Origin of the sequence: Micromonospora sp. WMMA1996, from assembly GCF_002573675.1 — a bacterium.
Taxonomy (GTDB): domain Bacteria; phylum Actinomycetota; class Actinomycetes; order Mycobacteriales; family Micromonosporaceae; genus Micromonospora; species Micromonospora sediminicola.
Window position 1 is genome coordinate 3,324,120 of record NZ_PDHU01000001.1, and the last position, 24,000, is coordinate 3,348,119.

The 24,000-nt window shown below is 74.7% G+C and carries 24 protein-coding genes; 11 read left to right on the forward strand and 13 right to left on the reverse strand.

What is annotated here, in order from left to right:
• Positions 1-10 precede the first annotated feature (10 nt).
• Positions 11-598, reverse strand: a complete 588-nt coding sequence (locus COO58_RS15220) for a DUF1684 domain-containing protein (protein WP_098745428.1) — start codon at positions 596-598, stop codon at positions 11-13.
• 124 nt (positions 599-722) lie between these two features.
• Here COO58_RS15220 and COO58_RS15225 point away from each other — a divergent pair, with 124 nt between their 5' ends.
• Together COO58_RS15225 and COO58_RS15230 are read left to right on the forward strand one after the other, a co-directional pair.
• The gene (locus tag COO58_RS15225; protein WP_091578374.1) at positions 723-1,205 is read left to right on the forward strand and encodes a MarR family winged helix-turn-helix transcriptional regulator; all 483 of its coding nucleotides are present in this window, start codon (positions 723-725) and stop codon (positions 1,203-1,205) included.
• 10 nt (positions 1,206-1,215) lie between these two features.
• On the forward strand, positions 1,216-2,202 hold the full coding sequence (locus COO58_RS15230; RefSeq protein WP_091578377.1) for a pirin family protein: 987 nt from the start codon (positions 1,216-1,218) through the stop codon (positions 2,200-2,202).
• 44 nt (positions 2,203-2,246) lie between these two features.
• Here COO58_RS15230 and COO58_RS30805 read toward each other — a convergent pair whose 3' ends face one another.
• Positions 2,247-2,375: a hypothetical protein gene (locus COO58_RS30805; RefSeq protein WP_255292629.1), complete on the reverse strand. Its 129-nt coding sequence runs from the start codon at positions 2,373-2,375 to the stop codon at positions 2,247-2,249.
• Between the two features lie 143 nt (positions 2,376-2,518).
• Here COO58_RS30805 and COO58_RS15235 point away from each other — a divergent pair, with 143 nt between their 5' ends.
• Positions 2,519-4,108, forward strand: coding sequence for a phospholipase D-like domain-containing protein (locus tag COO58_RS15235; protein ID WP_091578379.1), 1,590 nt, complete (start codon positions 2,519-2,521; stop codon positions 4,106-4,108).
• Here COO58_RS15235 and COO58_RS15240 read toward each other — a convergent pair.
• Positions 4,057-4,791, reverse strand: coding sequence for a hypothetical protein (locus tag COO58_RS15240; protein ID WP_091578382.1), 735 nt, complete (start codon positions 4,789-4,791; stop codon positions 4,057-4,059). The genes COO58_RS15235 and COO58_RS15240 overlap by 52 nt on opposite strands.
• Before the next feature lie 321 nt (positions 4,792-5,112).
• Between COO58_RS15240 and COO58_RS15245 the strand changes: the two genes are divergently transcribed.
• Together COO58_RS15245 and hrpB are read left to right on the forward strand one after the other, a co-directional pair.
• Complete coding sequence (locus COO58_RS15245; RefSeq protein ID WP_091578384.1) at positions 5,113-5,937, forward strand: SigB/SigF/SigG family RNA polymerase sigma factor; 825 nt, start codon at positions 5,113-5,115, stop codon at positions 5,935-5,937.
• A gap of 591 nt (positions 5,938-6,528) precedes the next feature.
• Entirely contained in the window at positions 6,529-9,036 is a 2,508-nt protein-coding gene (hrpB, locus tag COO58_RS15250; protein ID WP_098745429.1) for an ATP-dependent helicase HrpB, read from the forward strand.
• A 6-nt stretch (positions 9,037-9,042) separates the two neighbouring features.
• Here hrpB and COO58_RS15255 read toward each other — a convergent pair whose 3' ends face one another.
• Positions 9,043-9,768 carry a PP2C family serine/threonine-protein phosphatase gene (locus COO58_RS15255; RefSeq protein WP_091578389.1) on the reverse strand — a complete coding sequence of 242 codons (726 nt, stop codon included), beginning with the start codon at positions 9,766-9,768 and terminating at the stop codon, positions 9,043-9,045.
• A gap of 216 nt (positions 9,769-9,984) precedes the next feature.
• Between COO58_RS15255 and COO58_RS15260 the strand changes: the two genes are divergently transcribed.
• Together COO58_RS15260 and COO58_RS15265 are read left to right on the forward strand one after the other, a co-directional pair.
• The gene (locus tag COO58_RS15260) at positions 9,985-12,591 is read left to right on the forward strand and encodes a glycoside hydrolase family 9 protein (protein ID WP_098745431.1); all 2,607 of its coding nucleotides are present in this window, start codon (positions 9,985-9,987) and stop codon (positions 12,589-12,591) included.
• A gap of 76 nt (positions 12,592-12,667) precedes the next feature.
• Positions 12,668-12,988, forward strand: a complete 321-nt coding sequence (locus COO58_RS15265) for a multidrug efflux SMR transporter (protein ID WP_091578394.1) — start codon at positions 12,668-12,670, stop codon at positions 12,986-12,988.
• A 13-nt stretch (positions 12,989-13,001) separates the two neighbouring features.
• Here COO58_RS15265 and COO58_RS15270 read toward each other — a convergent pair whose 3' ends face one another.
• The 3 genes from COO58_RS15270 to COO58_RS15280 form a co-directional block, all read right to left on the reverse strand.
• Complete coding sequence (locus COO58_RS15270) at positions 13,002-13,529, reverse strand: DinB family protein (protein WP_098745433.1); 528 nt, start codon at positions 13,527-13,529, stop codon at positions 13,002-13,004.
• A 39-nt stretch (positions 13,530-13,568) separates the two neighbouring features.
• Positions 13,569-13,808 carry a hypothetical protein gene (locus tag COO58_RS15275; protein ID WP_098745434.1) on the reverse strand — a complete coding sequence of 80 codons (240 nt, stop codon included), beginning with the start codon at positions 13,806-13,808 and terminating at the stop codon, positions 13,569-13,571.
• 165 nt (positions 13,809-13,973) lie between these two features.
• Positions 13,974-14,486, reverse strand: coding sequence for a GNAT family N-acetyltransferase (locus COO58_RS15280; protein WP_098745436.1), 513 nt, complete (start codon positions 14,484-14,486; stop codon positions 13,974-13,976).
• Between the two features lie 611 nt (positions 14,487-15,097).
• Here COO58_RS15280 and COO58_RS15285 point away from each other — a divergent pair.
• Both COO58_RS15285 and COO58_RS15290 read left to right on the forward strand, forming a co-directional pair.
• A complete protein-coding gene (locus COO58_RS15285; RefSeq protein ID WP_098745437.1) occupies positions 15,098-16,360 on the forward strand; it encodes an MFS transporter in 1,263 nt (420 codons plus the stop codon).
• A 12-nt stretch (positions 16,361-16,372) separates the two neighbouring features.
• Positions 16,373-16,906 carry an N-acetyltransferase gene (locus COO58_RS15290; protein WP_091578403.1) on the forward strand — a complete coding sequence of 178 codons (534 nt, stop codon included), beginning with the start codon at positions 16,373-16,375 and terminating at the stop codon, positions 16,904-16,906.
• Between the two features lies 1 nt (position 16,907).
• On the opposite strand, the gene COO58_RS15295 is transcribed toward COO58_RS15290, so the two are convergent.
• Genes COO58_RS15295 through COO58_RS15315 form a run of 5 tightly spaced genes read right to left on the reverse strand, consistent with a single transcriptional unit; the run spans position 16,908 to position 21,475 of the window.
• Positions 16,908-17,165 carry a UBP-type zinc finger domain-containing protein gene (locus tag COO58_RS15295; protein WP_098745439.1) on the reverse strand — a complete coding sequence of 86 codons (258 nt, stop codon included), beginning with the start codon at positions 17,163-17,165 and terminating at the stop codon, positions 16,908-16,910.
• A complete protein-coding gene (locus COO58_RS15300; RefSeq protein WP_091578408.1) occupies positions 17,162-18,742 on the reverse strand; it encodes a Na+/H+ antiporter in 1,581 nt (526 codons plus the stop codon). Before COO58_RS15300 ends, COO58_RS15295 begins: the two co-directional genes overlap by 4 nt.
• Before the next feature lie 37 nt (positions 18,743-18,779).
• On the reverse strand, positions 18,780-19,745 hold the full coding sequence (locus COO58_RS15305; RefSeq protein ID WP_098745440.1) for a TIGR03885 family FMN-dependent LLM class oxidoreductase: 966 nt from the start codon (positions 19,743-19,745) through the stop codon (positions 18,780-18,782).
• A gap of 41 nt (positions 19,746-19,786) precedes the next feature.
• Complete coding sequence (locus tag COO58_RS15310) at positions 19,787-21,199, reverse strand: NADP-dependent succinic semialdehyde dehydrogenase (RefSeq protein WP_098745442.1); 1,413 nt, start codon at positions 21,197-21,199, stop codon at positions 19,787-19,789.
• 12 nt (positions 21,200-21,211) lie between these two features.
• Positions 21,212-21,475 carry a DUF6343 family protein gene (locus COO58_RS15315; RefSeq protein WP_091578415.1) on the reverse strand — a complete coding sequence of 88 codons (264 nt, stop codon included), beginning with the start codon at positions 21,473-21,475 and terminating at the stop codon, positions 21,212-21,214.
• A 173-nt stretch (positions 21,476-21,648) separates the two neighbouring features.
• Here COO58_RS15315 and COO58_RS15320 point away from each other — a divergent pair, with 173 nt between their 5' ends.
• Complete coding sequence (locus COO58_RS15320; RefSeq protein WP_091578417.1) at positions 21,649-22,248, forward strand: antibiotic biosynthesis monooxygenase; 600 nt, start codon at positions 21,649-21,651, stop codon at positions 22,246-22,248.
• Positions 22,249-22,382: 134 nt separating this feature from the next.
• A complete protein-coding gene (locus COO58_RS15325; RefSeq protein WP_091578420.1) occupies positions 22,383-23,225 on the forward strand; it encodes a GDSL-type esterase/lipase family protein in 843 nt (280 codons plus the stop codon).
• Between the two features lie 28 nt (positions 23,226-23,253).
• Here the strand turns inward: COO58_RS15325 and COO58_RS15330 are convergent, their stop codons facing one another.
• Positions 23,254-23,988 (reverse strand): EcsC family protein, encoded by a 735-nt coding sequence (locus COO58_RS15330; RefSeq protein ID WP_091578423.1) that lies wholly within the window; start codon positions 23,986-23,988, stop codon positions 23,254-23,256.
• Positions 23,989-24,000: the final 12 nt, after the last annotated feature.

Genomic DNA, 24,000 nt, shown 5'->3' on the forward strand with positions numbered 1-24,000 from the left:
CCCTCTCGCGTCAGGCGTGGTACGCCCGCTCGCCGGCGCGCAGCGGCACGTCGACGCGGTTCTCCGGCGGGGCGAGCGGGCAGGCCCACCGGTCGTCGTAGGCGCAGCTGGGGTTGTAGAGGTAGTTCGCGTCCAACCGCACCCGGCCGCCGGGCAGCACCGTCAGGCCGCGGCCGAACGTGCCCTTGACCGTGTCGGTGAGGTACCGGCCCCCGCCGTACGCCCCGTTGCCGCAGGTGGCGTCGCGCACCGGCAGGAACAGCCCACCCCCGTACGCCTCGATCCACCACAGCGTCAGCGGCCCCCAGGGGGTCTCGGCGACCGCCACCCGACGGTAGGAGACCACCCCGTCGGGGCCGCCGGTGTCGATGCTCAGCTCGCCCGAGGCGGGCCGCAGCGGCGCCTCGACCACGGCGTCCGGCTCGGGCGGGAACCAGCGCAGCCCGGTGAAGCCGGGCCGGTCGTCCGGCGGCACCGGGCTGCTCGGGTGGGTGCGGAACAGCTCGTCCCGGGCCGCCCGGAAGCCGTCCAGGTCCAGGTCCGAGAGGTAGAGCCGGGCCACCCGCTCCCGCCAGTCGAGCACGTCGAGATCGTCCATACCCCGAACCCTAGCTGGGTGGTCAGTTCAAATTTCGACGGATACCTCATGCCAGCTCTCTGACGCACGCTCCGTCGACCGTGGAGGCACTTGTTTAAATTTTAAATAGTGCTACTGTTGCGGCATGACGGAGAGCCTGGACGCGGAGCGGACGGCCTGCTGGCGCGCGTACATCGAGTCGAGCCAGCGGCTGTTCACCCAGCTCGAGGACGACCTGCGCACGGACAGCGACCTCAGCTTCGCCGACTACCACGTGCTGGTGCTGCTCTCCGAGGCGCCCGGGCAGCGCCTGCGCATGGGTGAGCTGGCCGACCGGCTGGTCTTCTCGCCGAGCCGGCTGACCTACCAGATCACCACGATGCAGAAGCGCGGCCTGGTGGCCAAGGAGTCCTGCCCGGCCGACCGGCGCGGCAGCGAGGCCGTCCTCACCGCGACCGGGCTGCTGGCCCTGCGCGAGGCCGCGCCGCACCACCTGCGCTCCGTGCGCACCCACCTGATCGACGACCTCGACGACGCCGAGGTCGCCTGCCTCACCCGGGTCTTCGAGCGGCTCGGCCGGCGCCTGCGCGCCGACCGCACCGCGTCGTCCACCCCGGCCGACAACTAGGGAGCCCGCGATGCCCGCGATCACCGTCGACGACGTCCTCGTCCTGCCCCGCCTGCCGAAGCTGGACGAGTCCACCACCTACCGCCCGGTCCGCCGGGTCACCACCGCGCCCAGCGGCTACGAGGGCGAGGGCTTCCCGGTCCGCCGGGCCTTCGCCGGGGTCGCGATGACCGACCTGGACCCGTTCATCCACCTCGACCAGATGGGCGAGGTCGACTACGCGCCGGGTGAGCCGAAGGGCACCTCGTGGCACCCGCACCGGGGCTTCGAGACGGTGACCTACATGATCGACGGGATCATGGACCACCAGGACTCGACCGGTGGCGGCGGCACCATCACCGACGGCGACACCCAATGGATGACGGCCGGCAGCGGCCTGTTGCACATCGAGGCGCCGCCGGAGCACCTGGTGATGAGCGGCGGGCTGTTCCACGGCCTGCAGCTCTGGGTCAACCTGCCCCGGGTGGCCAAGATGAGTGCGCCCCGCTACCAGGACATCCGCGGTCGGGAGTCGGCGCTGCTGACCACGCCCGACGGCGGCGGCCTGATCCGGGTCATCGCCGGCGAGGTCGCCGGGCACCGCGGCCCGGGCTCGACCCACACCCCGATCACCATCGCGCACGTCACGTTGCAGCCCGGCGCGGAGCTGAGCCTGCCCTGGCGGCCGGACTTCAACGCGCTGGTCTACGTGCTGGCCGGCCGCGGCACGGTCGGCACCGACCGGCGGCCGATCCACCTCGGCCAGCTCGCCGTGCACGGGCCCGGCGACGCGCTGCGGATCACCGCCGACCGCACGCAGGACGGCAACACCCCGGCGCTGGAGCTCTACCTGATGGGCGGGCAGCCGATCCGCGAGCCGGTGGCCCACTACGGCCCGTTCGTGATGAACACCCGGGCCGAGCTGATCCAGGCGGTCGAGGACTTCCAGGCCGGCCGGCTCGGGGTGATCCCGACCGGGCGGGTGCCGCACAGCGACGGGCAGGGCGACCGGCCCTGACCTGCGACGGGCGCCCCGGTCCACCGGGGCGCCCGGGTGCGGTCTCAGGAGACGGCGAAGATCCCGGCCACGCCGAGGATCACCATCAACAGCACCGCCACCAGCGCACCCCGCTCCCCCTCCACCGCCTGGTCGCGGTCGTCGGTCACGGTGTTCGTCGTCTCGGCGGGCATGTCGGTGCCTCCTCGGTTTCGCGTTCCAGGGGTCCGGGGTACCCCAGGCGCGTGCCACCGCCGCCGACCTGCTGCGTCGTGGTGCGGGGCCCGACCGGGGGTCCTACCGTGTGAGGACGTCGTCGACCTCGGGAGGCTGGAACGTGACCCTGCGGGACTGGTTCCTCACCGCACAGGAACGCGCCAACCCAGGCTCAGAATTACCCGTCTGGACGAGCGGAAACCTCGCCGAGCCGTTGATTCACGGTGCCGCGTACTTCGACCGGCTGGTCCGGGAGGTGGAGGCGCTGACGGCCGGTGACCACCTGTTCTTCACCGACTGGCGGGGCGACCCGGACGAGCGGATGCGCCCGGACGGCCCCACGGTGGTGCAACTGTTCGCGCAGGCCGCCCAGCGCGGGGTGGTCGTCAAGGGCCTGCTGTGGCGCTCCCACCTCGACGCGCTCTCCTACAGCGAGGAGGAGAACCGCGACCTCAGCGAGGCCGTCTGCGCGGCCGGCGGCGAGGTGCTGCTCGACCAGCGGGTCCGACGCGGCGGCTCGCACCACCAGAAGCTCGTCGTGCTGCGCCATCCCGACGACCCGGGACGCGACATCGCGTTCGCCGGCGGCATCGACCTGTGCCACAGCCGGCGCGACGACGCGACCCACGCCGGCGATCCGCAGCCGGTGGCCATGTCCCCGCGCTACGGCACGACGCCGCCCTGGCACGACGTGCAGCTCGCGCTGCGCGGGCCGGTGGTCGGCGCGCTGGACACCACGTTCCGCGAGCGCTGGACCGACCCGATGCCGCTGGACTCGGAGAACCCGATGGCCTACCTGCGGGACCGGCTGCGCGGCTCGGACCTGCGCCCGGACCCGCTGCCCGACCAGCCCGCCGACCCGCCGCCCTGCGGGCCGCACCACGTGCAGGTGCTGCGCACCTACCCGGCGGTGCGTCCGCGCTACTCCTTCGCCCCGGACGGCGAGCGCACCGTCGCCCGCGGCTACACCAAGGCGGTACGCCGGGCGCGCCGGCTGATCTACCTGGAGGACCAGTACCTCTGGTCGAACGAGGTGGCTGAGCTGTTCGCCCAGGCGCTGCGCGAGCACCCGGACCTGCACCTGGTGGCGGTGGTTCCCCGGCACCCGGACGTCGACGGCCGGCTCGCGCTGCCGCCGAACATGGTGGGCCGGGAGCAGGCGCTGTCGCTCTGCCACCGGGCCGCCCCCGACCGGGTGCACGTGTTCGACGTCGAGAACCACGAGGGCACCCCGGTCTACGTGCACGCCAAGGTCTGCGTGGTGGACGACGTCTGGGCCAGCGTGGGCAGCGACAACTTCAACCGCCGCTCCTGGACCCACGACAGCGAGCTGTCCTGCGCGGTGCTGGACGACACCCACGACGAGCGGTCGCCGGCCGACCCGGCCGGGCTGGGCGACGGCGCCCGGGTCTTCGCCCGCGACCTGCGGCTGCGGCTCTGGCGGGAGCACCTGGACCGCGACCCCGACGGCGCGCAGGACGACGACCTGCTGGACCCGGCGGAGGCGGTGGCGGCGATCACCGCCGCGGCCGAGGAGCTGGACCGCTGGCACGCCGGTGGGCGGGTCGGCCCCCGACCGCCCGGCCGGTTGCGCCCGCACCGACCGGAGCGGCTGCCCTGGCGTACGCGCCTCTGGGCGCTGCCGGCGTACCGGCTGGTCTACGACCCGGACGGCAGGCCGCTGCGCGCCCGGCGCGCCGGCACCTGGTGAAGGTCCCCCGCCTCGTCCGGCACCTTCGGGCGGGCGGGATAGGCGAACGACACCCGGGGCGAGTAGAAGCCCCAGCAGACGTGCAGCGGGTTGGCCGGCCGGAGCGCGTAGACCGGGTGCTCCGGCGCCAGGAACTCCACCGACTCGACCTCGAACGGTGACACCGGCTCGGCCACGTAGGGGTAGTCGGTCACGATCAGCTCGCCGTCGCGGCGGGTGAGGTAGCGGTGGTGGCCGTTGTGCGCCTCGGTTCCGGTGTGCCCGACGCGGGCGGTGACCCGGATCAGCGGCCGGCCGTCGGCCCGGGTCTCCGCGGTGAGCCGTCCGCCGCGCACCTCCAGGTGGGTCTCGCCGTCGGTGGCCGGGGCGCCGCGGGCGGCGGCGTACTGCCGGACCCGGGGGCTGGAGGCCAGGTAGTGCGTCCACCAGCCGCCGGGGGTCTCGCCGTCCGGCGCGTCCATGTCCGCCAGCGAGACACCGAGGAAGGTGAGCGAGTAGGCGCCGAAGCCGGAGGTCTGGGTCCCGTCGTCGACCACGTACTGACAGAGGAAGACCTCCCGCTGCGGGTGCGCCCGGAGGCCGGCCGGCACCAGCGCCTCCGCCGCGCCGGGGTCCGCCGGGATCCAGCTGAACAGCAGCGTCGGGGCGTTGATGACGAGTTGCGGCGCGGCGGGATCGAGCACGGTGCCTCCGTAGACGTGTACCTACGGACGCTACGGGCGGTCCCGTTGGTGGGACAACGACGGAAAGGCGACACTTCGACCGACTGTCGGGTTCTGCGTTGACCGGTCGGATCGAGCGGGCCGACCGACCGGACATGGGCCGCCGGTGCGCGATATGCCCCGATCCAGGCCGTTGATACCCCGATAAGCCTTAAGTACATCATACTTTCGGCTAGATTTCTGTCCGCCGGTCAGGCTAAGGTGGCTTCCGAACGGACCAATTGAAGCTAAACCTAAGCGTCTCTTCTTTTTTCCCGCGGACGAGGTGCAGGGAGGACCACCATGACCGCCCACACGATCAGTGCTCCGGCGACATCCGCGCCGGCCGGCTCCGCGAAGCTCGACCCCCGTGCGCTCACCGACAGCGCCGCCGACCTGCTCGCCGCGATGGCCGCGCTGCCCGCGAACCACCCGTCGCGACCGGCCCTGCGCGACCGCGCCATCGAGGCCTGGCTGCCGCTGGCCAACCACCTCGCCCACCGCTACAGCGGGCGGGGCGAGCCCAACGACGACCTGGCGCAGACCGCCGCGATCGGCCTGATCAAGGCGATCGACAAGTTCGACCCGTCCCGCGGCGTCGACTTCGCCGGTTACGCCATCCCGACCATCATCGGCGAGCTGAAGCGGCACTTCCGCGACCGCACCTGGGACATCCGGGTGCCGCGCCGGCTCCAGGAGCTGCGGTTGGCGATCTCCGACGCCAACAGCACGCTGCTGCAGACCCTCGGCCGCTCGCCCACGGTCACCGACATCGCCGCCCACCTCAAGCTCACCGAGGAAGAGGTGCTGGAGGGCCTGGAGGGCGCCCGCGCCTACAACGCGGTGTCGCTGTCCACCCCGACCGGGGACGGCGAGCGCGCCACCGAGCTGGGCGACCTGCTCGGTGGCGAGGACGGCGAGTTCGAGCTGGCCGAGATGCGGGTCGCCCTCGGCCCGGCGTTGGCCACCCTCGACCAGCGCGAGCAGAAGATCCTCACGCTGCGCTTCTACGGCAACCTGACCCAGTCGCAGATCGCCGAGCAGATCGGCGTCTCGCAGATGCACGTGTCCCGGCTGCTGGCCCGGGCGCTGACCAAGCTGCGCGGGCAGCTCGACGGAACGTACTAGGGGGGTGGCGGCGGCCGGGTCGGCGGGCCCGGCGTCCGCGAGCCACCCGGCCCGGTCGGCGATGCGCCGGCCGGGCCGTTCCGCGTCCGAGCCGAGCCGGACCGGGCCGTTCCCGCGTCCGAGCCGAGCCGGGCCGGGCCGTTCCCGCGTCCGAGCCGAGCCGAGCCGTTCCGCGTCCGGGCCGAGCCGGGCCCGGGCCGAGCCGGGCCCGGGCCGAGCCGGGCCCGGGCCGAGCCGGGCCCGGCGCCGACGGCGCCGTGTCTGTCCGCAACTCCCCGGTCGACGGAGCGGCGCCCGGGGCACCAGCGCACGCCGCCTGTCGAGCTGAGTCGTTCGTGATATCGCCAGCCGCCACATCGCGCGCGGCCACCAGCCGCCTCCGCGCCCTCCGTCGATCATGGAGTTGTGGCACCTGACAATGCCCGTCAGTCCGGGCGAACCGGGAGCCACAACTCCATGATCGGCGCGACCTGTCGACAGATGACCGCGCCGGCGACGGAGTGAGGGTCGGTGACCGGGGACCGGACACGGCCGACGGTGTCGGGGCGGGGCAGCGCGGACCGTCCGGCGGCGGGGTGCGAGAGTGGGGCCGTGCTCGCCGACGTACCGCTCGACCTGCCGGTCCGACCGGTGCTGCCGGCGTTGGTCGAGGCACTACGGGAGCGGGGCGCCGGCGTCCTGGTCGCGCCGCCGGGCACCGGCAAGACCACCACCGCGCCGCTCGCGGTCGCGGACGCGGTCGCCGGTCGGGTGGTGATCGCGCAACCCCGGCGGGTGGCCGCGCGCGCCGCCGCGCACCGGATGGCCGCGCTGCTCGGCGAGCGGGTCGGCGACCGGATCGGCTACGCCGTGCGCGGCGAGCGCCGGGGCGGCCCGCGTACCCGGGTCGAGGTCGTCACCACCGGCCTGCTGGTACGCCGGCTCCACCACGACCCGGAGCTGCCGGGGGTGGGCGCGGTGCTGCTCGACGAGTGCCACGAGCGGCAGCTCGACGCCGACCTGGCGCTGGCGTTCACCGTGGAGGCCCGGGCCACGCTCCGCCCCGACCTCTGGCTCCTCGCGATGTCGGCGACGCCGCGGGCCGACCGGTTCGCGGCACTGCTCGGCGGGGACGCCCCCGCGCCCGTGGTACGGGCGCGGGCCGCGCTGCACCCGGTGGAACGGGTCTGGGCGCCGCCGCCGCGTCCGGTGACCCCGCCCGGCGCCGGCCGGGTGGACCCGATGCTGCTGGACCACGTGGCCGCCACGGTCCGCCGGGCGTTACGCGAGCGGGACGGCGACGTGCTGGTCTTCCTGCCCGGCGCGGGCGAGATCGCGGCGGTCGCGGGCCGGCTGGGCGGCCTGCCCGACACCGTCGTCCTGCCGCTGCACGGCCGGCTGCCCGGATCCGCCCAGGACGCCGCGCTCGCCCCGGCCCCGGACCGCCGCCGGGTGGTGCTGTCCACCGCGGTGGCGGAGAGCAGCCTGACCGTGCCCGGGGTACGGGTGGTGGTGGACGCCGGGCTGAGCCGGGTGCCCCGCACCGATCTGGCCCGTGGGCTGGGCGCGCTGGTCACCGTGCCGGTGTCCCGGGCGGCCGCCACCCAGCGTGCCGGACGGGCCGGGCGGGAGGCACCGGGCGCGGTCTACCGCTGCTGGTCGGAGTCGACGCACGCCCGGCTCGCCCCGCAGCCGGAGCCGGAGATCGCCACCGCCGACCTGACCGGGTTCGCGCTGGAGCTGGCAGCCTGGGGCGCGCCGGACGGCGCCGGTCTGGCGCTGCCCGACCCCCCGCCGCCGGCCGCGCTCACCGTGGCGCGGGAGACGCTGACCACGCTCGGCGCGGTGGACGCCGACGGCCGGATCACCGCGCGGGGTCGGGCGGTCGCGGCGGTCGGCACCCATCCCCGGCTGGCGCGGGCGCTGCTGGACGGCGCGTCCCGGGTCGGCGCGGACCGGGCCGCCGAGGTGGTGGCGGTGCTCGCCGAGGAGACCCTGGGCGGCGCGGGTGACGACCTGCCGGCCCGGTGGCGCCGGCTGCGCGCCGGCGCGGACCCGGCCGCCACCGCCCGCTGGCGGACCGAGGTACGCCGGCTGCGCGCCGCCCTGCCCGCCGGCGGTCCGCAACGCGAACGGCTGCCCGACGATCTGGCCGCGGGGCTGCTGGCCGGTCTGGCGTACCCGGAACGGCTGGCCCGGACGCGGCGGGCCGGCGGGACCGCGTACCTGATGGCCGGCGGGACCGCCGCGGAGCTGGCGGCCGGGTCGGGGCTGACCGGGTCGTCGTGGCTCGCCGTCGCGGTGGCCGACCGCTCCCCCGGCGCGCCGACCGCGCGGGTACGGCTGGCCGCGCCGATCGACGAGGCGACCGCGCGGGAGGCCGGCGCGGGGCTGCTGCGCACCGACCGGGAGGTCGTCTGGTCCGCCGGGGACGTGGTGGCCCGGGAGGTCGTCCGCCTCGGCGCCGTCGAGCTGGTCGAGCGGCCGCTGACCGCGCCGGACCCGGAGCTGGTCACCGCGGCGGTGCGCGACGGCCTGCGGCAGGAGGGCCTCGACCTGCTCGGCTGGTCGCCCGAGGCGACGGCGCTGCGCCGCCGGCTGGCCTTCTGCCGGTCGGCGCTCGGCGACGACTGGCCGGACGTCTCCGACGTCGCGCTGCTCGACGCCGCGCCGCTCTGGCTCGGGCCGGAACTGGGCCGGGTCCGCCGCCGGGGCGACCTCGTGCGGGTCGACGTGGCGGCGGCGCTGCGTCGGCTGCTCGACTGGCGTCAGTCGGCCCGGCTGGACGAGCTGGCGCCGGAACGGCTGCCGGTGCCCAGCGGCTCGCGGATCCGGGTCGACTACACCGATCCGGCCGCCCCGGTGCTGGCGGTGAAGCTGCAGGAGACGTTCGGCTGGCGGGACGCGCCCCGGATCGCCGACGGCCGGGTGCCGGTGCTGCTGCACCTGCTCTCCCCCGCCGGGCGGCCGGTGGCGGTCACCGCGGACCTGGCCTCGTTCTGGCGGACCGGGTACCCGCAGGTGCGGGCGGAACTGCGCGGACGCTACCCGCGTCACCCGTGGCCGGAGGACCCGACCACGGCGGAGCCGACCCGGCGGGCCAGCCCGCGCCGGCGCTAGGCGCGGTCACTCCTCGACGACGTCGGCGATCACCACGGTGATGTTGTCCGGACCGCCGGCCCGCAGCGCGAGGTCGATGAGCCGGGCCGCGCAGGCGTCCCGGTCCAGGCCCTCGCCGAGCACCTCGGTGAGCGTGTCGGCGCGAACCACGTTGGAGAGGCCGTCGCTGCACAGCAGCCAGCGGTCGCCGGCCCGGGGCACCATGGTCGCGTACGTCGGGGAGACCTGGTCGCCCTGCAACGCCTGGGTCACCACGGCGCGCCGGGGGTGGCTGCTCGCCTGCTCGGCGGTGATCACACCCTGGTCGACGAGCATCTGCACGAACGTGTCGTCGCGGGTGACCTGCTTGAGCACGCCCTCGCGGAACAGGTAGGCCCGGGAGTCACCGACGTGCGCCAGCGCCAGGCAGCTACCGGTGCGGGCGAACAGCAGCGCGGTCAGCGTGGTGCCCATGCCCTGACGCTCCGGGTCCTCCTCGACGGCCCGGCGGATCCCCTCGGTGGCCCGTTCGATGGCCCCCTGGAGCGCGGCGACCAGCGCGTCCTCCGGCGTCTCCACGTCCAGCGGGGCGATCGCGTCGATCGCGATGCGGCTGGCCAGGTCGCCGGCCGCCATGCCGCCCATGCCGTCGGCGACAGCGACCAGCCAGGCGCCCGCGTGCTGCGCGTCCTGGTTGCCGCTGCGGATCAGCCCACGGTCGCTCGCTCCGACGGAACGAAGCTTCAGGGTCATGGGTCGCAGCCTGCCAGGTCGAGGGCTCGGTTGTCTCTAGGAGATCACCACCATCGTACGTGGCGTGGAGGACCCCCCTGCGCACGGGCGCGCGCGTGCCATCGGGTCGGATCGATTGACAGGGGCGGAACGCGATGGAAACATCGCCCTGATAGTGGGAGCGCTCCCAGCTCCCGTGCTCTCCTCCACCACCCCCGAGCACGGAAGGAACCCTCCGTGACCCGATCCCGTCGTCGGCTGGTCGCGCTCGCCGCGGCCACCACCCTGGCGCTCGCCGCCACCGCCGGCCCGGCCTCCGCCGAGGTGCCGCCGGACGCCCCCGAACAACTGCGCAACGGCGACTTCAGCGCCGGCGTGTCCCCCTGGTTCTCCTACGGCACCGGCGACCTGGCGGTCACCGACGGCCGGCTCTGCACCACCGTCGCCGCCGGCACGGCCAACCCCTGGGACGCCGGCATCGGCCAGGACGCGGTGCCGCTGATCTCCGGCGCCGAGTACGAGCTGTCCTTCGACGTCTCCGCGACCCCCGGCGCGGCCGTCAAGGCGGTGCTCCAGCTCGGCAGCGCCCCCTACACCACGTACGCCAGCGTCGACGCCACCGCCACCGGCACCGCGCGGCACGTCACCACCACCTTCACCTCCCCCGCCGACAACGCCGGCGCCCAGCTCATCTTCCAGATCGGCGGCAGCGCGCAGGCGCAGACGTTCTGCCTCGACAACGTCTCGCTGCGCGGCGGCGAGGCGGCCCCGCCGTACGAGCCGGACACCGGGCCGCGGGTCCGGGTGAACCAGGTCGGCTACCTGCCCGGCGGGCCGAAGCACGCCACCGTGGTCACCGAGGCCACCGGGGCGCTGCCCTGGCAGTTGAGGTCGGCCGCCGGTGCGGTGGTCGCCAGCGGCGAGACCACGCCGCGCGGCACCGACGCCGCCTCGGCGCAGAACGTGCAGACCGTCGACTTCTCCGCGTACCGCACGCCGGGCACCGGCTACACGCTCACCGTCGACGGCGAGACCAGCCACCCGTTCGACATCTCCGGCACGCTCTACGACCGGCTGCGCGCCGACTCGCTCCAGTTCTTCTACGCCCAGCGCAGCGGCATCGCGATCGACGGCGACCTGATCGGCGCCGAGTACGCCCGCCCCGCCGGCCACCTCGACGTCGCGCCCAACCAGGGCGACACCGACGTGCCCTGCCAGCCCGGCGTCTGCGACTACACGCTGGACGTGCGCGGCGGCTGGTACGACGCCGGCGACCACGGCAAGTACGTGGTCAACGGCGGCATCGCCACCTACCAGCTGCTCAACGCGTTCGAGCGGACCAAGACCGCGGAGACCGCCGACGGCGGCGCGGCCCTCGGTGACGCCACGCTGCGGGTGCCCGAGCGGGGCAACGCCGTGCCGGACGTGCTCGACGAGGCCCGCTGGGAGCTCGACTTCCTGCTGCGCATGCAGGTGCCGGCCGGCAAGCCGCTGGCCGGGATGGTGCACCACAAGATCCACGACAAGAACTGGACCGGCCTGCCGCTGGCCCCGCAGGACGACCCGCAGCCGCGCGAGCTGCACCCGCCGTCCACCGCCGCCACGCTCAACCTGGCCGCCGTGGCCGCGCAGTGCGCCCGGCTGTTCGCCCCGTACGACGCCACCTACGCGGCCCGCTGCGCCACGGCCGCGAAGACCGCGTACGCGGCGGCGAAGGCGCACCCGGCGATCTACGCCTCGGCCAGCGACGGCACCGGCGGCGGCGCGTACGACGACACGAACGTCACCGACGAGTTCTACTGGGCCGCGGTCGAGCTGTGGCTGAGCACCGGCGACAAGGCGTACCTGGCCGACGTCACGGCCTCGCCGCTGCACACCGCCGACGTCTTCACCCCTAACGGCGCGTTCGGCTGGCAGAGCGTGGCCGCGTTGGGCCGGCTCGACCTGGCCACCGTGCCGAACACGCTGCCGGCCGCCGAGAAGACCCGGATCCGCGCCTCGGTGACCGCCGCCGCGGACCGCTACCTGGCCGCGCTCGCCGATCAGGCGTACGGGCTGCCGATGCCCGGCACCGCCGACGCGTACGTCTGGGGCAGCAACAGCAACGTGGTGAACAACGCGATCGTGCTGGCCACCGCGTTCGACCTGAGCCGGGACGCGAAGTACCGGGACGGCGCGGTGCAGAGCGCCGACTACCTGTTCGGCCGCAACGCGCTGAACATGTCCTACGTGACCGGTTGGGGTGAGCAGAACGCCCACAACCAGCACAGCCGGATCTTCGCCAACCAGTTGAACCCGGACCTGCCGAACCCGCCGGCCGGCTCGCTCGCCGGCGGCCCGAACGCCGCCCTCCAGGACCCGTACGCGGCGAACCTGCTCGCCGGGTGCGCGCCGATGTTCTGCTACGTCGACGACATCAACTCGTACGCGACCAACGAGGTGGCGATCAACTGGAACTCGGCGCTGGCCTGGCTCGCGTCGTTCCTGGCGGACCAGGGTGACGCCTCGGCCGTGCCGGCGCCCACCTGCGCGGTCACCTACAGCACCCACGGCAGCTGGCCGTCCGGCTTCACCACCCAGGTGACGGTGCGCAACACCGGCACGACGGCGGTGAACGGGTGGACGCTGCGGTGGGCCTTCACCGGCGGCCAGAAGGTCAGCCACGCCTGGTCGGCGGAGGTCGCCCAGACCGGCGCCACGGTCACCGCGAAGAACCTGTCGTGGAACGGGAAGCTCGCGCCCGGGGCGTCCACCACGTTCGGCCTGAACGGCACGGGTTCCGCGACCCCCAACCCCGACCCCACCCTGGTCACCCTGAACGGCAGGGCCTGCACCGTCTCCTGACCGACGCCCGTGCGGTGGTGGCGCCTGCCCGGCGTCACCACCGCACGGCCGGCGAACCGCCGGGTACGGTCCCGGCATGGCGTATCTGCTCCTGGCGCTGGCGATCACGGCCGAGGTGGTCGGCACCAGCCTGCTCAAGGCGAGCGACGGGTTCACCCGACTCTGGCCCACGGTCGGCCTGGTGGCCTGCTACCTGGCCGCGTTCGGGCTGCTCGCCCTCGTGGTCCGGGACGTCCCGGTCGGCGTGGCGTACGCGATCTGGTCAGGGCTGGGCACCGCCGCGATCATGGCGGTCGGGGCGGCGTTCCTGGGCGAGCCGCTCAGCGTGACGAAGGTGGTCGGGGCCGGTCTGGTCATCGCCGGCGTGGTGGTGCTCAACCTCGGCGGCGCGCACTAGGTGCGGGCCGGGTTCAGCCTCCGGCCGCGCGGAGCAGCCGGAGCTGGCCGATCTCGGCGGCGTTCTTCATCAACTCGGCGTTGACCCAGGCCACCAGGTGCGCCACCGTGAGCCCGGCGTCGGCCGGCCAGGGGTACGCGGACGGACGGGCCAGGTCGACCTCGGTGAGGCCGTCGAGGATGTCCGCCCACTCCGCCCGCAGCCCGCCCAGCCAGGAGACCGTCGCCGCGCCGGGCCCCGGCCACCGCACGTCCGCCCGTTCCCGCGCCGGTCGCTGCCGCAGATGGTCGACGGCCACCGACCACCACCAGCCGATGTGCCAGGTGAGCCAGGCGATGGTCGGCACAGGCACCGGATCCGGCTCGGTGTCGGCCCAGTCCGGACGCCAGCCCCCGGCCGGGTCGGCCCGCATCGTCCAGCACAGCGGCGCCGGCTCCCAGAGGAAGTCCGCCGGGTCGAGCCGGTCGAGGTGGTACTCGACAAGCGCCCAGGTCAGGTCGAACTGCCAGCGCGGCAGGGCCGGATCGGTGGGGACGGACACCGGGCGATGGTGGCACGGCCGGGGTCGCCGGTCGACCGGTTAACCGGCCGGGAACTCGGGGTGGGCGGCGGCCCGCCGGACCATGTCGTCCCACTGGCGGGCGACCGCCGCCAGGTCGTCCCGTCGGCTCCGCTCGAACTCCGCCAGCTCTGGCGCGACGGCGCGCAGCGCGGCCTGCCCGGCCGGCCGGCGGCACCCGGCGTCCGACCCGCTCCCGCGCCACCAGCGCCACCCCGCTCCGGACGGTGTGTGTCCCGGACCGGGATGCGCCCATGGCATTCCACCGACGGCGTTGACGGACGGTGGGTGGAACACCGCGTCGCGGCAGGGACGACGATGCCGCAGAGCGCGATATACCGCTGAGTCATAAATATGACCAGGCGGTATATCGCACAACAATCATCGTTGCCCGCTGCCCGCTGCCCGCTGCCCGCGGCCACCGGGTCAGCCGACCGTCCGGCGCATCGCGACCCGGTCGGCCGGATCGAGCCCGAGCGCCGCCTCGACGACCAGCAGCCCGACCAGCCCCGGCGTCAGTGCGGAGGCGTCCAGCTCGCGGAATCCGCAGCGCGCGTAGTACGGCCCGTTCCACGGCACCGACCGGAACGTGGTCAACGTCAGTGCCGGCAGCCGCTCCGCCGCCGCCCACCGCGCCACGTCGTCGAGCAGGCCCCGGCCGATCCCGCGCCGGGCGTAGGCCGGGTCGACGCTGAGCTGCTGCACGTGCGCCGCGCCGTCGACGAGGTCGACCAGCGCGAACGCGATCGGGCGGTCCGCCGCGTCGACCGCGACCCGCAGCCGGCCGGCGCGTTGCCCGGTGGCGAGCGCGTCCAGCGGCAGCGGCGGCATGTCGGCCACCCGGGTCATGCCGATCTCGCGGAACGGTGCGCCCGAGGCCACCTCGATCCGCTGCACCTCGGCCAGCTCGTCGGCCCGGGCGGTCCTGCTCACGTCCACGGGCCGACCCTGGCAGAGCGGGCCGGCCGAGGCGACCAGATTTCTCCGGACATGCCATCGTGCCGCGCTACGGCCCGAGCGCGACCTGCGCACACCACGGACCTCTCCGGAGCCGGCCGGGCAGCGGGCAGCGGGCAGCGGGCAGCGGGCAGCGGGCAGCGGGCAGCGGGCAGCGGGCAGCGGGCAGCGGGCAGCGGGCAGCGGGCAGCGATGATTGTTGGGCGATATACCGCCTGGTCATAATTATGACTCAGCGGTATATCGCACTCTGCGGCATCATCGTCCCTGCCCCGACGCGGTGTTCCACCCACCGCCCGTCAACGCCATCAGTGGAACGCCACGGGTGCATTACGGCCCGGGACACGCCCACCGCGCTCCACCCACCGCCCAGCAACGCCGATCGGCGGCACGCCATAGGTGCGTCGCGACTGGGAGCACACCCGCCCCGCCCGGGCGTTCCGACGGCGGCCGGCCAGCACGCGCACGGTGTGACCGACCTCGCCTCGGGCGGGACTCCGACGCCGCGTCTTCGTGTCTAGCGTCGGGCCCATGACCCGCAGTCGACGCCACCCGGCCACCGAATCCCGCGCGGCAGCGCCAGTCGGGCACTGATGGGACGGGTCTCCCCGTTCCCGCCGCCCGGGCCGCTGCGCACCCTCGCGCTCGCCACGCTGGCCAACACGGTCGGCACCGGGCTGTGGCTGGCCGGCGGGGCGCTCTACCTGACCCGGGACGTGGGGCTCTCCCCGACGTCGGTGGGTGCGGGTCTGACCGTCGCCGGCCTGGTCGGGCTGACCGCCAGCGTGCCGCTGGGCGGCCTGGCGGACCGCTGGGACCCGCGTACGCTGCGGGCCGCGCTCCAGGTCTGCCAGGCGTTCGCCGCGGCCGCGTACCTGCTGGTCGACTCGCTCGCGATGTTCCTGGTGGTGGCGGTGCCGGAGGCGCTGCTGTCGGCCGGGAACCTGGCGGTGCGGGCGGCGCTCGTCGCCGCCGTCGGCGGCCCGGCCGGACGGGTGCACGCCTTCGCCACGCTGCGCGCGGTGGCCAACCTGGGCATCACCGCCGGCACCGCGCTGGCCGGGATCGCGCTGGCCGTGGACACCCACCGGGCGTACCAGGTCCTGGTGGTCGGCAACGTCGCCACCTATCTACTCTCGGCGGCGCTGTTGCTGCGGGTGCCACGGCAGCGGGCCGGCGGCGGTGCGCGGCGGGTCACCGACGCGGCACGGCGCGGCGGGCCGTTGCGGGACGGCCGCTTTCTCGCGGTGAGCGGCGCGTCGGCGGTGCTCGGTACGCACCTGACCGTGCTCACTCTGGTCGTGCCGTTGTGGACGGTCGGCCGGGCCGGCGCGCCGCCCCCGGTGGTGTCGGCGGTGCTGCTGATCAACACGCTGCTCACCGTGCTGTTGGCGGTCCGGCTCAGCCGGGGCGCCGACACCGCCGCCCCGGCCGCCCGGAAGCTGCGCCGGGCCGGGCTGGTGCTGGCCGCGGCGACCCCGCTCTACGCGGCGACCGCCGGTCTGCCGGTGCTGCCGGCGGTCGGGCTGCTGCTGGTGGCCACCGCGGTGTGGACGGTGGGCGACCTGTGGCAGGGCGCGGCCGGCGCGGGGCTCGCCTACGACCTCGCGCCGCCGCACGCGATCGGCGCCTACCAGGGGGCGGACGGGCTGCTCGCCGGGCTGGCCCAGGCGCTCGGCCGTGGCCTGCTCACGCTGCTCGTGCTCGGTGGCGGCGCGGCGGGCTGGCTGGTGCTCGGCGCGCTGTTCGCCGCAGTCGGGCTGACCGCTCCGGCGCTGGCCCGACGCGCGGTGGCGAGCCGGCCGGCGCCCACCGGAGAGCCGGCCGCCGCCGGGCAGCCCGTCGCACCCGTGTAGCAGCATGGCGGGATGACCGACCAGCGGAGCATCACCATCCGTCCCGGCGGGCCGGACGACGCCCCCACCGTGCTGCGCCTGCTCGACAGCGCCACCGCGTGGCTGGTGGAGCGGGGCCGCACCGACCAGTGGGGCACCACGCCGGCCTCGACCGACCCCCGCCGGATCGACCAGGCCGCCGCGTGGGCCGGCGGGGGCGGCCTGCACCTCGCCGAGATCGACGGCACGGCGGCCGGCGCGCTGGTGGTGGGCGCGGCGACGGAGTACGTGCCGCCGCCCACCGAGCCGGAGCTGTACGTGAACCTGCTGGTCACCGACCGGGCGTACGCCGGTCGCGGGGTCGGCGCGCGGCTGCTGGCGCACGCGGCGGAGCTGGCCCGCGACCGTGGGGTCGGCCTGCTGCGGGTGGACTGCTTCCGGAGCCCGGACCGGGCGCTGGTGCGCTTCTACGAGGGGTGCGGCTTCACCGCCACCGACCCGTTCACGGTCGAGCGGCCGGGGCGGGCGCCGTGGCCCGGGCAGGTGCTGGCCCGCCGGGTCGGCTGAGTCAGCCGATCTCCTCGTCGACGAAGCACCAGCGCCACGACTCGCCCGGCTGCACCGACCGCATCACCGGGTGCCCGCTGCTCTCGAAGTGCTTCGTGGCGTGCTGGTAGGGCGACGAGTCGCAGCAACCCACGTGCCCGCAGCTCAGGCAGGCCCGCAGGTGCACCCAGTCGTCGTTGCCGATGGCGACGCAGTCGGGGCACTCGGTGGTGGTGCCCGGCTCGGCCCCGCCCGGCTCGGTCAGGTGCTGGCAGCTCATTCGTCGACCTCCTGTCGCAGCAGGGACTCTTCCAGATCCAGATCACGATAGGCGCGGGTGAGCACCTCCTCCGGGATCCGGCCGGAGTCGCGGGCGGCGCGGAACACCTCCCGCTCGGCGTCGATCATCTCCTGTCGCAGCCGCGCGTACGCCTGGGAGGGGGTCTCCCGCTCGGTGCCGCCGAGCCGTTCCCAGGCCACGTTGGCGCGGGACGTGGTCAGCCCGCGCAGGCGTTCCACCACGGCCTCCGGCGCGCCCCCGGCCAGCGCGTCCAGCCGTTCCCGGGCCGCCCGGCTGGCCTGCTGCTGCACCCCGGCGGCGGAGAGCGCGTCCTGCACCGGGTCGTCCGGCGGCAGCCGCAGCCGCCGGGCCAGCCACGGCAGCGTGGCGCCCTGGCCGACCAGGGTGGCCACGATCACCGCGAACGCCAGCCAGATCAACAGCGCCCGCGGGTACGGCCGGTCGTCGGCGAGGGTGAGCGGCAGGCCCAGCGCGGCGGCCAGCGTCACCACGCCGCGCATGCCGGCCCAGCCGATGACGATCGGGAACCGCACCGGGGGCGCCGGGTCGCGCCGCCGTACCCGGGGCACCAGCCGGGCCAGGTAGGTGGCCGGGAAGACCCAGACGAACCGGGCCAGGAACACGGCCGCCAGCACCGCGACGGTGATCGCCGCCAGCGAGCCGACCGGCTCGTCGAGGTCGCGCAGCACCTCGGGCAGTTGCAGGCCGACCAGCAGGAACACCAGCCCTTCCAGCAGGAACTGGATCAGCCGCCAGAACGCGGTCACCTGGAGCCGGGAGGCGGCCGACATGAGCAGCGGCAGCTTGTGCCCGATGCCCAGGCCGGTGACCACCACCGCGACCACGCCGGAGGCGTGGATCTCCTCGGCGGCGAACACCACCGCGAACGGGATGATCAGCGACAGCGCGTTGTCCAGCACCGGGTCGGTGATGCGTTTGTGCAGGTAGCCGAAGACCACCACGCCGAGCAGCCCGACCAGGACACCGCCGCCGGTGGCGACCACCACCTCCCGGGCCACGTAGCCGAAGCTGACCCCGCCGGCACTGGCGGTGGCGGCGACGATCGCCACCCGCAGCAGCACCAGCGCGGTGGCGTCGTTGACCAGGCTCTCGCCCTCCAGGATGGTGACGACCCGCCGGGGCAGGCCGACCCGCCGGGCCACCGCGGTGGCGGCGACCGCGTCGGGCGGTGCCACCACCGCGCCGAGGGCCAGGCAGATCGCGTACGGCAGGTCGGGCAGGAACAGGTGCACCACGGTGCCCACCACGAACGCGGTGAAGATCACCAGTCCGACGGCGAGCAGCAGGATCGGCCGCAGGTTGAGCCGGAACGCCGGCACCGACGTGTTCACCGCCGCCACGTAGAGCAGCGGCGGCAGGATGCCGACCAGCACCAGGTCCGGGTCCAGCCGCACGTGCGGGACGAACGGCAGGAAGGACAGCGCGAGGCCGAGCACGACCAGCAGGATCGGTGCGAGCAGCCCGAGTCGTCGGGCCAGCGCCGCGCCGAAGGTCGCGATCGCCAGGAAGACCACGACCTCGAACAGAGCTTCCATGGGGTCAGAGCCTAGGCGTCCGGCGGCCGGACCGTGATCACGCGCCCCCGCGCACCTTCGGCAGCACCTCCGTGCCGAACGCGTCGACGAACGCCCGCTGCTCCTGCCCGACGTGGTGCAGGGCGATCTGGTCGAAGCCCAGCGCCACGTACTCCTCCAGCCAGCCGACGTGCCGGCCCAGGTCGGCGGAGACGTTGACGGTCTCGGTGACCTTCGCCATCGGCACGTCGGCGCTGGCCACGTCGAAGTGCTCGGCGGTCTCCAGGTCCCAGCAGACCGGCGGGGCGAAGACGTTGCTGCGCCACTGCTCGTACGCGATCGCCTCGGCCTCGGCCTGCTCGGGCGCCCAGCTGACGTGCACCTGCAGGTGCAGCGGTCCGCGCCCGCCGGCGTCCCGGTAGGCGTCGATCATCTGGCGCAGGTGGTCCACCGGCGCGTTGACGGTGATCAGGCCGTCGGCCCACTGGGCGCACCAGCGGGCGGTGGCGACGCTGACCGCGGCGCCGACCAGCGCGGGCGGCTCCTCGGGCCGGGTCCACAGCTTCGCCCGGTCCACCGTGACCAGCCCGTCGTGGCTGACCTCCTCGCCGGCCAGCAACGCCCGGATCACGTCGACGCACTCGCGCAGCCGCGCGCTGCGCAGCTCCTTGCGCGGCCACACGTCGCCGGTGATGTGCTCGTTGCTGGCCTCGCCGGTGCCCAGCGCGGCCCAGAAGCGGCCCGGGTACATGGCGCCGAGCGTGCCGATGGCCTGCGCGATGATGGCCGGGTGGTAGCGCTGGCCCGGCGCGTTGACCACGCCGAACGACAGGTTCGTGGCCTGCAGCGCGGCGCCGAGCCAGGACCAGGCGAAGCCGGACTGGCCCTGCCGCTCGCTCCAGGGCGAGAAGTGGTCGGAGCACATCGCGGCGTCGAAGCCGGCGCGCTCGGCGTGGATCACCGCCTCCAGCAGCTTCGCCGGGTGGATCTGCTCGTGGGATGCGTGAAAGCCGAACGCCGTCATGGGCAGCACTCCTACCCATGACGGCGTCCGGCCAACCGTGGCTACTCGGCGTGCGCGCCGGCGCCCGCGCCGGCCTCCCCCTCGCCGATCCAGACCGTCTTGGTGTTGCAGAACTCCCGCATGCCCAGGGCGGACAGCTCGCGGCCGTAGCCGGAGTTCTTCACGCCGCCGAACGGCAGCTCCGGATAGGACGTGGTCATGCCGTTGATGAAGACGTTGCCCGCGTCCAGGTCCTCGGCGAAACGTTCCTGTTCGGCCGGGTCGGTGGTCCAGGCGTTGGAGCCGAGGCCGAAGCTGGTGCCGTTGGCCACCTCGATCGCCTCGTCGTACGAGCCGACCCGGTAGAGGCCGGCCACCGGCCCGAACACCTCCTCACTCCACATCCGCATCTCGGGCCGCAGGTCGGTGACCACGGTCGGCGGGTAGAACCAGCCGTCCCCGGCGGGCTTCTCGCCACCGCACAGCACGGTGGCGCCCTGGTCGACGGCGTCGGTCACCTGCGCGTGCACCTCGTCCCGGCCGCGCTCGCTGGCCAGCGGGCCGACGTCGGTGTCGTCGTCCATCGGGTCGCCGACCCGTAGCGCCGCCATCCGGGCGGCGAACTTCTCGGCGAACGCGTCGAAGACGTCGGTGTGCACGATGAACCGCTTGGCGGCGATGCAGGACTGGCCGTTGTTCTGGCAGCGGGCGGTGGTGGCGACCTCGGCCGCCTTGTCCAGGTCGGCCGAGGGCATCACCACGAACGGGTCGCTGCCGCCCAGCTCCAGCACGGTCTTCTTGATCTCCCGGCCGGCGATCTGGGCGATGGACCGGCCGGCCGGCTCGCTGCCGGTCAGCGTGGCGGCGCGCACCCGCGGGTCGCTGAGGATCCGGTCCACCGCGTCGGAGCCGACCAGCAGGGTGGTGAACGCGCCCTCTCCGAACCCGGCCCGCCGGAACACGTCCTCCAGGTAGAGCGCGGTCTGCGGCACGTTGGAGGCGTGCTTGAGCAGGCCGGTGTTGCCGGCCATCAGGGCCGGCGCGGCGAAGCGCATCACCTGCCAGAGCGGGAAGTTCCACGGCATCACCGCGAGCACCGGGCCGATCGGCTGGTAGCGGACGTACGCCCGCTTCGCCTTGACCGCGGCGGCGTCGGCCGGCTCGTCGGCGAGCATCCTCGGCGCGTTCTCGGCGTAGAAGCGGCAGGCGGTGGCGCACTTGGTCACCTCCGCCTTCGCGGCGGCGTACGTCTTGCCCATCTCGGTGGTCATCAGCCGGGCGGTCTCGTCCCGCTCGGCGTCGAGCAGGTCGGCGGCGGCCAGCAGCCACCGGGCGCGCTGCGCGATCGTGGTGTCCCGCAACTGCCGGTACGCGAGGTCGGCGCGCTCGATGGCGGCGTCGATCTGTTCGTCCGACATCGCGTCGTACGTCTTGAGCACCTGTCCGGTGGCGGGATTGGTGGTGGCGATGGGCATCTCGTACTCCTGTCACTCGAACAGTGAGTGCCGCACGCCCGGCTCCTCCCGGCGGCGGGCGGCGCGGCGGCGCTGGATCACGACCAGGTCGACCACGGCCACCACGGCGAGGAGCGCGCAGACGACGCCCAGCCAGGCCACGTCGGCGGCGAACGCGAGCACCGCGAAGACGGCCATCACCACCAGACCGAACAGGGCCAGCACGAGGCGCAGGTTGAGCGCGCTGTTCGCGTGGCCGACCGTGCCTCGGGCGCGGCGGGGCTGTGATCGGGTCATTCCTCCCGGCTACCCCGGCACGGCCGGGGCTAACCGGTGGGGCGCGCGGCGGCGTCGGCGGGCCGGTGATCCGGGACACGGAGCGGGCACGCGGTGGATGGCGCCGCCGGGCGGGTGCGTTACATCGGTCTGCCGGTACCGACGGAGATCCCGCGGCGGTGGAGAGGATGGGCATGACCACGACGCAGGCCGTACCCGTGACCGTCGCGGTCTCCCGGCGCGCCGACCCGGCGCGGACCGGTGAGATGGTGGCGTGGATGCGGGCCGGCACGGCGCTCGCGGAGAGTTTCCCCGGTTTCCTCGGCGCCGGCTTCGTCCGCAGCGCGCCCGGTTCCGCCGAGTGGCACGTGATGTACCGCTTCGCCGACGCCGACACGCTGCGCGGCTGGGAGGACTCGCCGCAGCGGCACTGGTGGTTGAGTTCGGCCCAGGGCATCGTCGAGCACACCCGGGTGGAACGCCGCACCGGCATCGAGGGCTGGTTCGACCCGCCGGTGGACCACGTGGTGGAGACGTTCGGCGAGGCCGAGCCGGTCGTGCCGGCCGCGCCTCCGCGCTGGAAGCAGGCGGTCACCATCTGGCTGGCGTTCTTCCCGCTCAGCCTCACCGCCACGCTGCTGACCGCGCGGTTCCTCGCCGACGTGCCGCTGGCCGGGCGGACGCTGCTGATGACGCTGGTGCTGACCCCGTTGATGACGTACCTGGTGCTGCCGCGCATCACCCGGGCGCTGCACTGGTGGCTGCACGGCCTGCCCACGCCGTGGCGCCGGTGAGTTGAACGATCGGGTCGCACCACACCGATGTGAACGACGGTCGTCGATGGCAGAAAGGCGACAGAGTTCCCGGACGGACGGTCGAGGCGCATAGGGTCGACGGGCCCGTTGCCGCCGCCGGACGGGGGACCTGAATGCCTCGACGTTGGATCGCCGCGCTGGCCTGCCTCGCGGCGCTGGTCGCGCTGGCCTGCGACGGCTCCGGCTCGGCGTCGCCCCGCCCGACCGACACGCCCCGCCCCGGCGACCCCCGGGTGCTGACCGCGCTCGGCGACTCGATCAGCACCGGCTTCGGTTCCTGCCTGGTGCTGGTGAGCTGCGAACGCCACTCCTGGTCGACCGGGGACAGCCTGCGGGTGGAGAGCGTCTACCGGCGGCTGCGGGCCGACGCGCCGGCGCTTCGGGCGTACAACCGGGCGGTGCCCGGCGCCCGCGCGGCGGGGCTGGCCGACCAGGCCCGGGCCGCGGTACGCGACAAGGCCGACCTGGTCACCGTGTTGATCGGGGCGAACGACGCCTGCCGGGACGACGTCGACGCGATGACGCCGACCGCCACCTTCCGGAACCAGGTCGACACCGCGCTGGCCGTGCTGCGCAAGGGCCGGCCGAAGGCGCGGGTGCTGGTGGTCAGCATCCCGGACCTGCACCGGCTCTGGCAGCTCGGGCACACCGAGCCCCGCGCGGTGCGGGCCTGGTCGCGGGGCGTCTGCCCGGCGCTGCTGGCCGACGCCACGTCGACCGCGCCCGCCGTGGTCGCCCGCCGGGCCCGGGTCCGGGAGCGGCTCGAGGCGTACGACGCGCAGCTGCGCGCCGCCTGCCGGGCCTACGGTTCGCGCTGCCGCTGGGACGGCGGCGCGGTCCACCGGCACCGGTTCGACCTGGACCAGGTCAACGCGCTGGACTGGTTCCACCCCAACGCCGCCGGGCAGGGCCGGCTGGCGGAGGTGGCCTGGAACGCCTCCCGCTGGAACGACTGACCGGCCCGACGGGCGGTCCGACCGTCGGTCAGGGCTGGCGCGGGCCGGGCAGTTGGCGGGGCCCGGCGTCGCGGTAGAGCGCCCGGGCCCGGTCGGCGAGTTCCCTGGTGGCCGAGGAGTTGGCCCAGGTGCCGAGCACGATGGCGGCGCCCGGGACGACCTTGGCGAACATCCGCTTGGCGGCGCGCACCCCGGCCATCCGGGCCAGCCGCACCCCGAGCTGGAGCATCACCCGGCCCAGCGCCCGGTCGCCGGCCGAGCCGAACAACGCGCCGGCCCGCTCCCGGCCGGCGGCCACGCCGAGCGCCAGCCGGGCGGTCGCGGCGACCTTGTGCACACGCTGGAGCACCAGCAGGTCCGTCGCCCGGTCGGTGTGCGTCGGGTCGGCGCCGTAGGCGGCGGCCACGTGCAGCACCAGCCGGGCCTGGGTCCAGGCCAGCACGCCGACGTCGATGACGGCGCCGGGCAGCCCGGCGGCGCCGGAGACCGCGCCGGAGAGCCGGGCGTGGTTGACGAACCGGCGGACCGCCTGGTCGGCCAGGTGCTCGGCCGGCACGTCCGGCCGCAGCGCCCGCTCCCGGGCGGCCCACTGCGCGGCCTCCGGGCCGAGCCGGCGCACCGCCTCCAGGGCCAGGTGCTCCGGCGCGTACTGCGGGTCCTCGCGCATCCGGTCCCAGAGCGGGGCCGGGGGCGCCTCGGGCGCGTCCACGGGCGGGCCTGGGGCGGCGTTGTGCTGCCCGTCGACGGGGGCGGGGTCGGTCACGGGGGGCTCCGA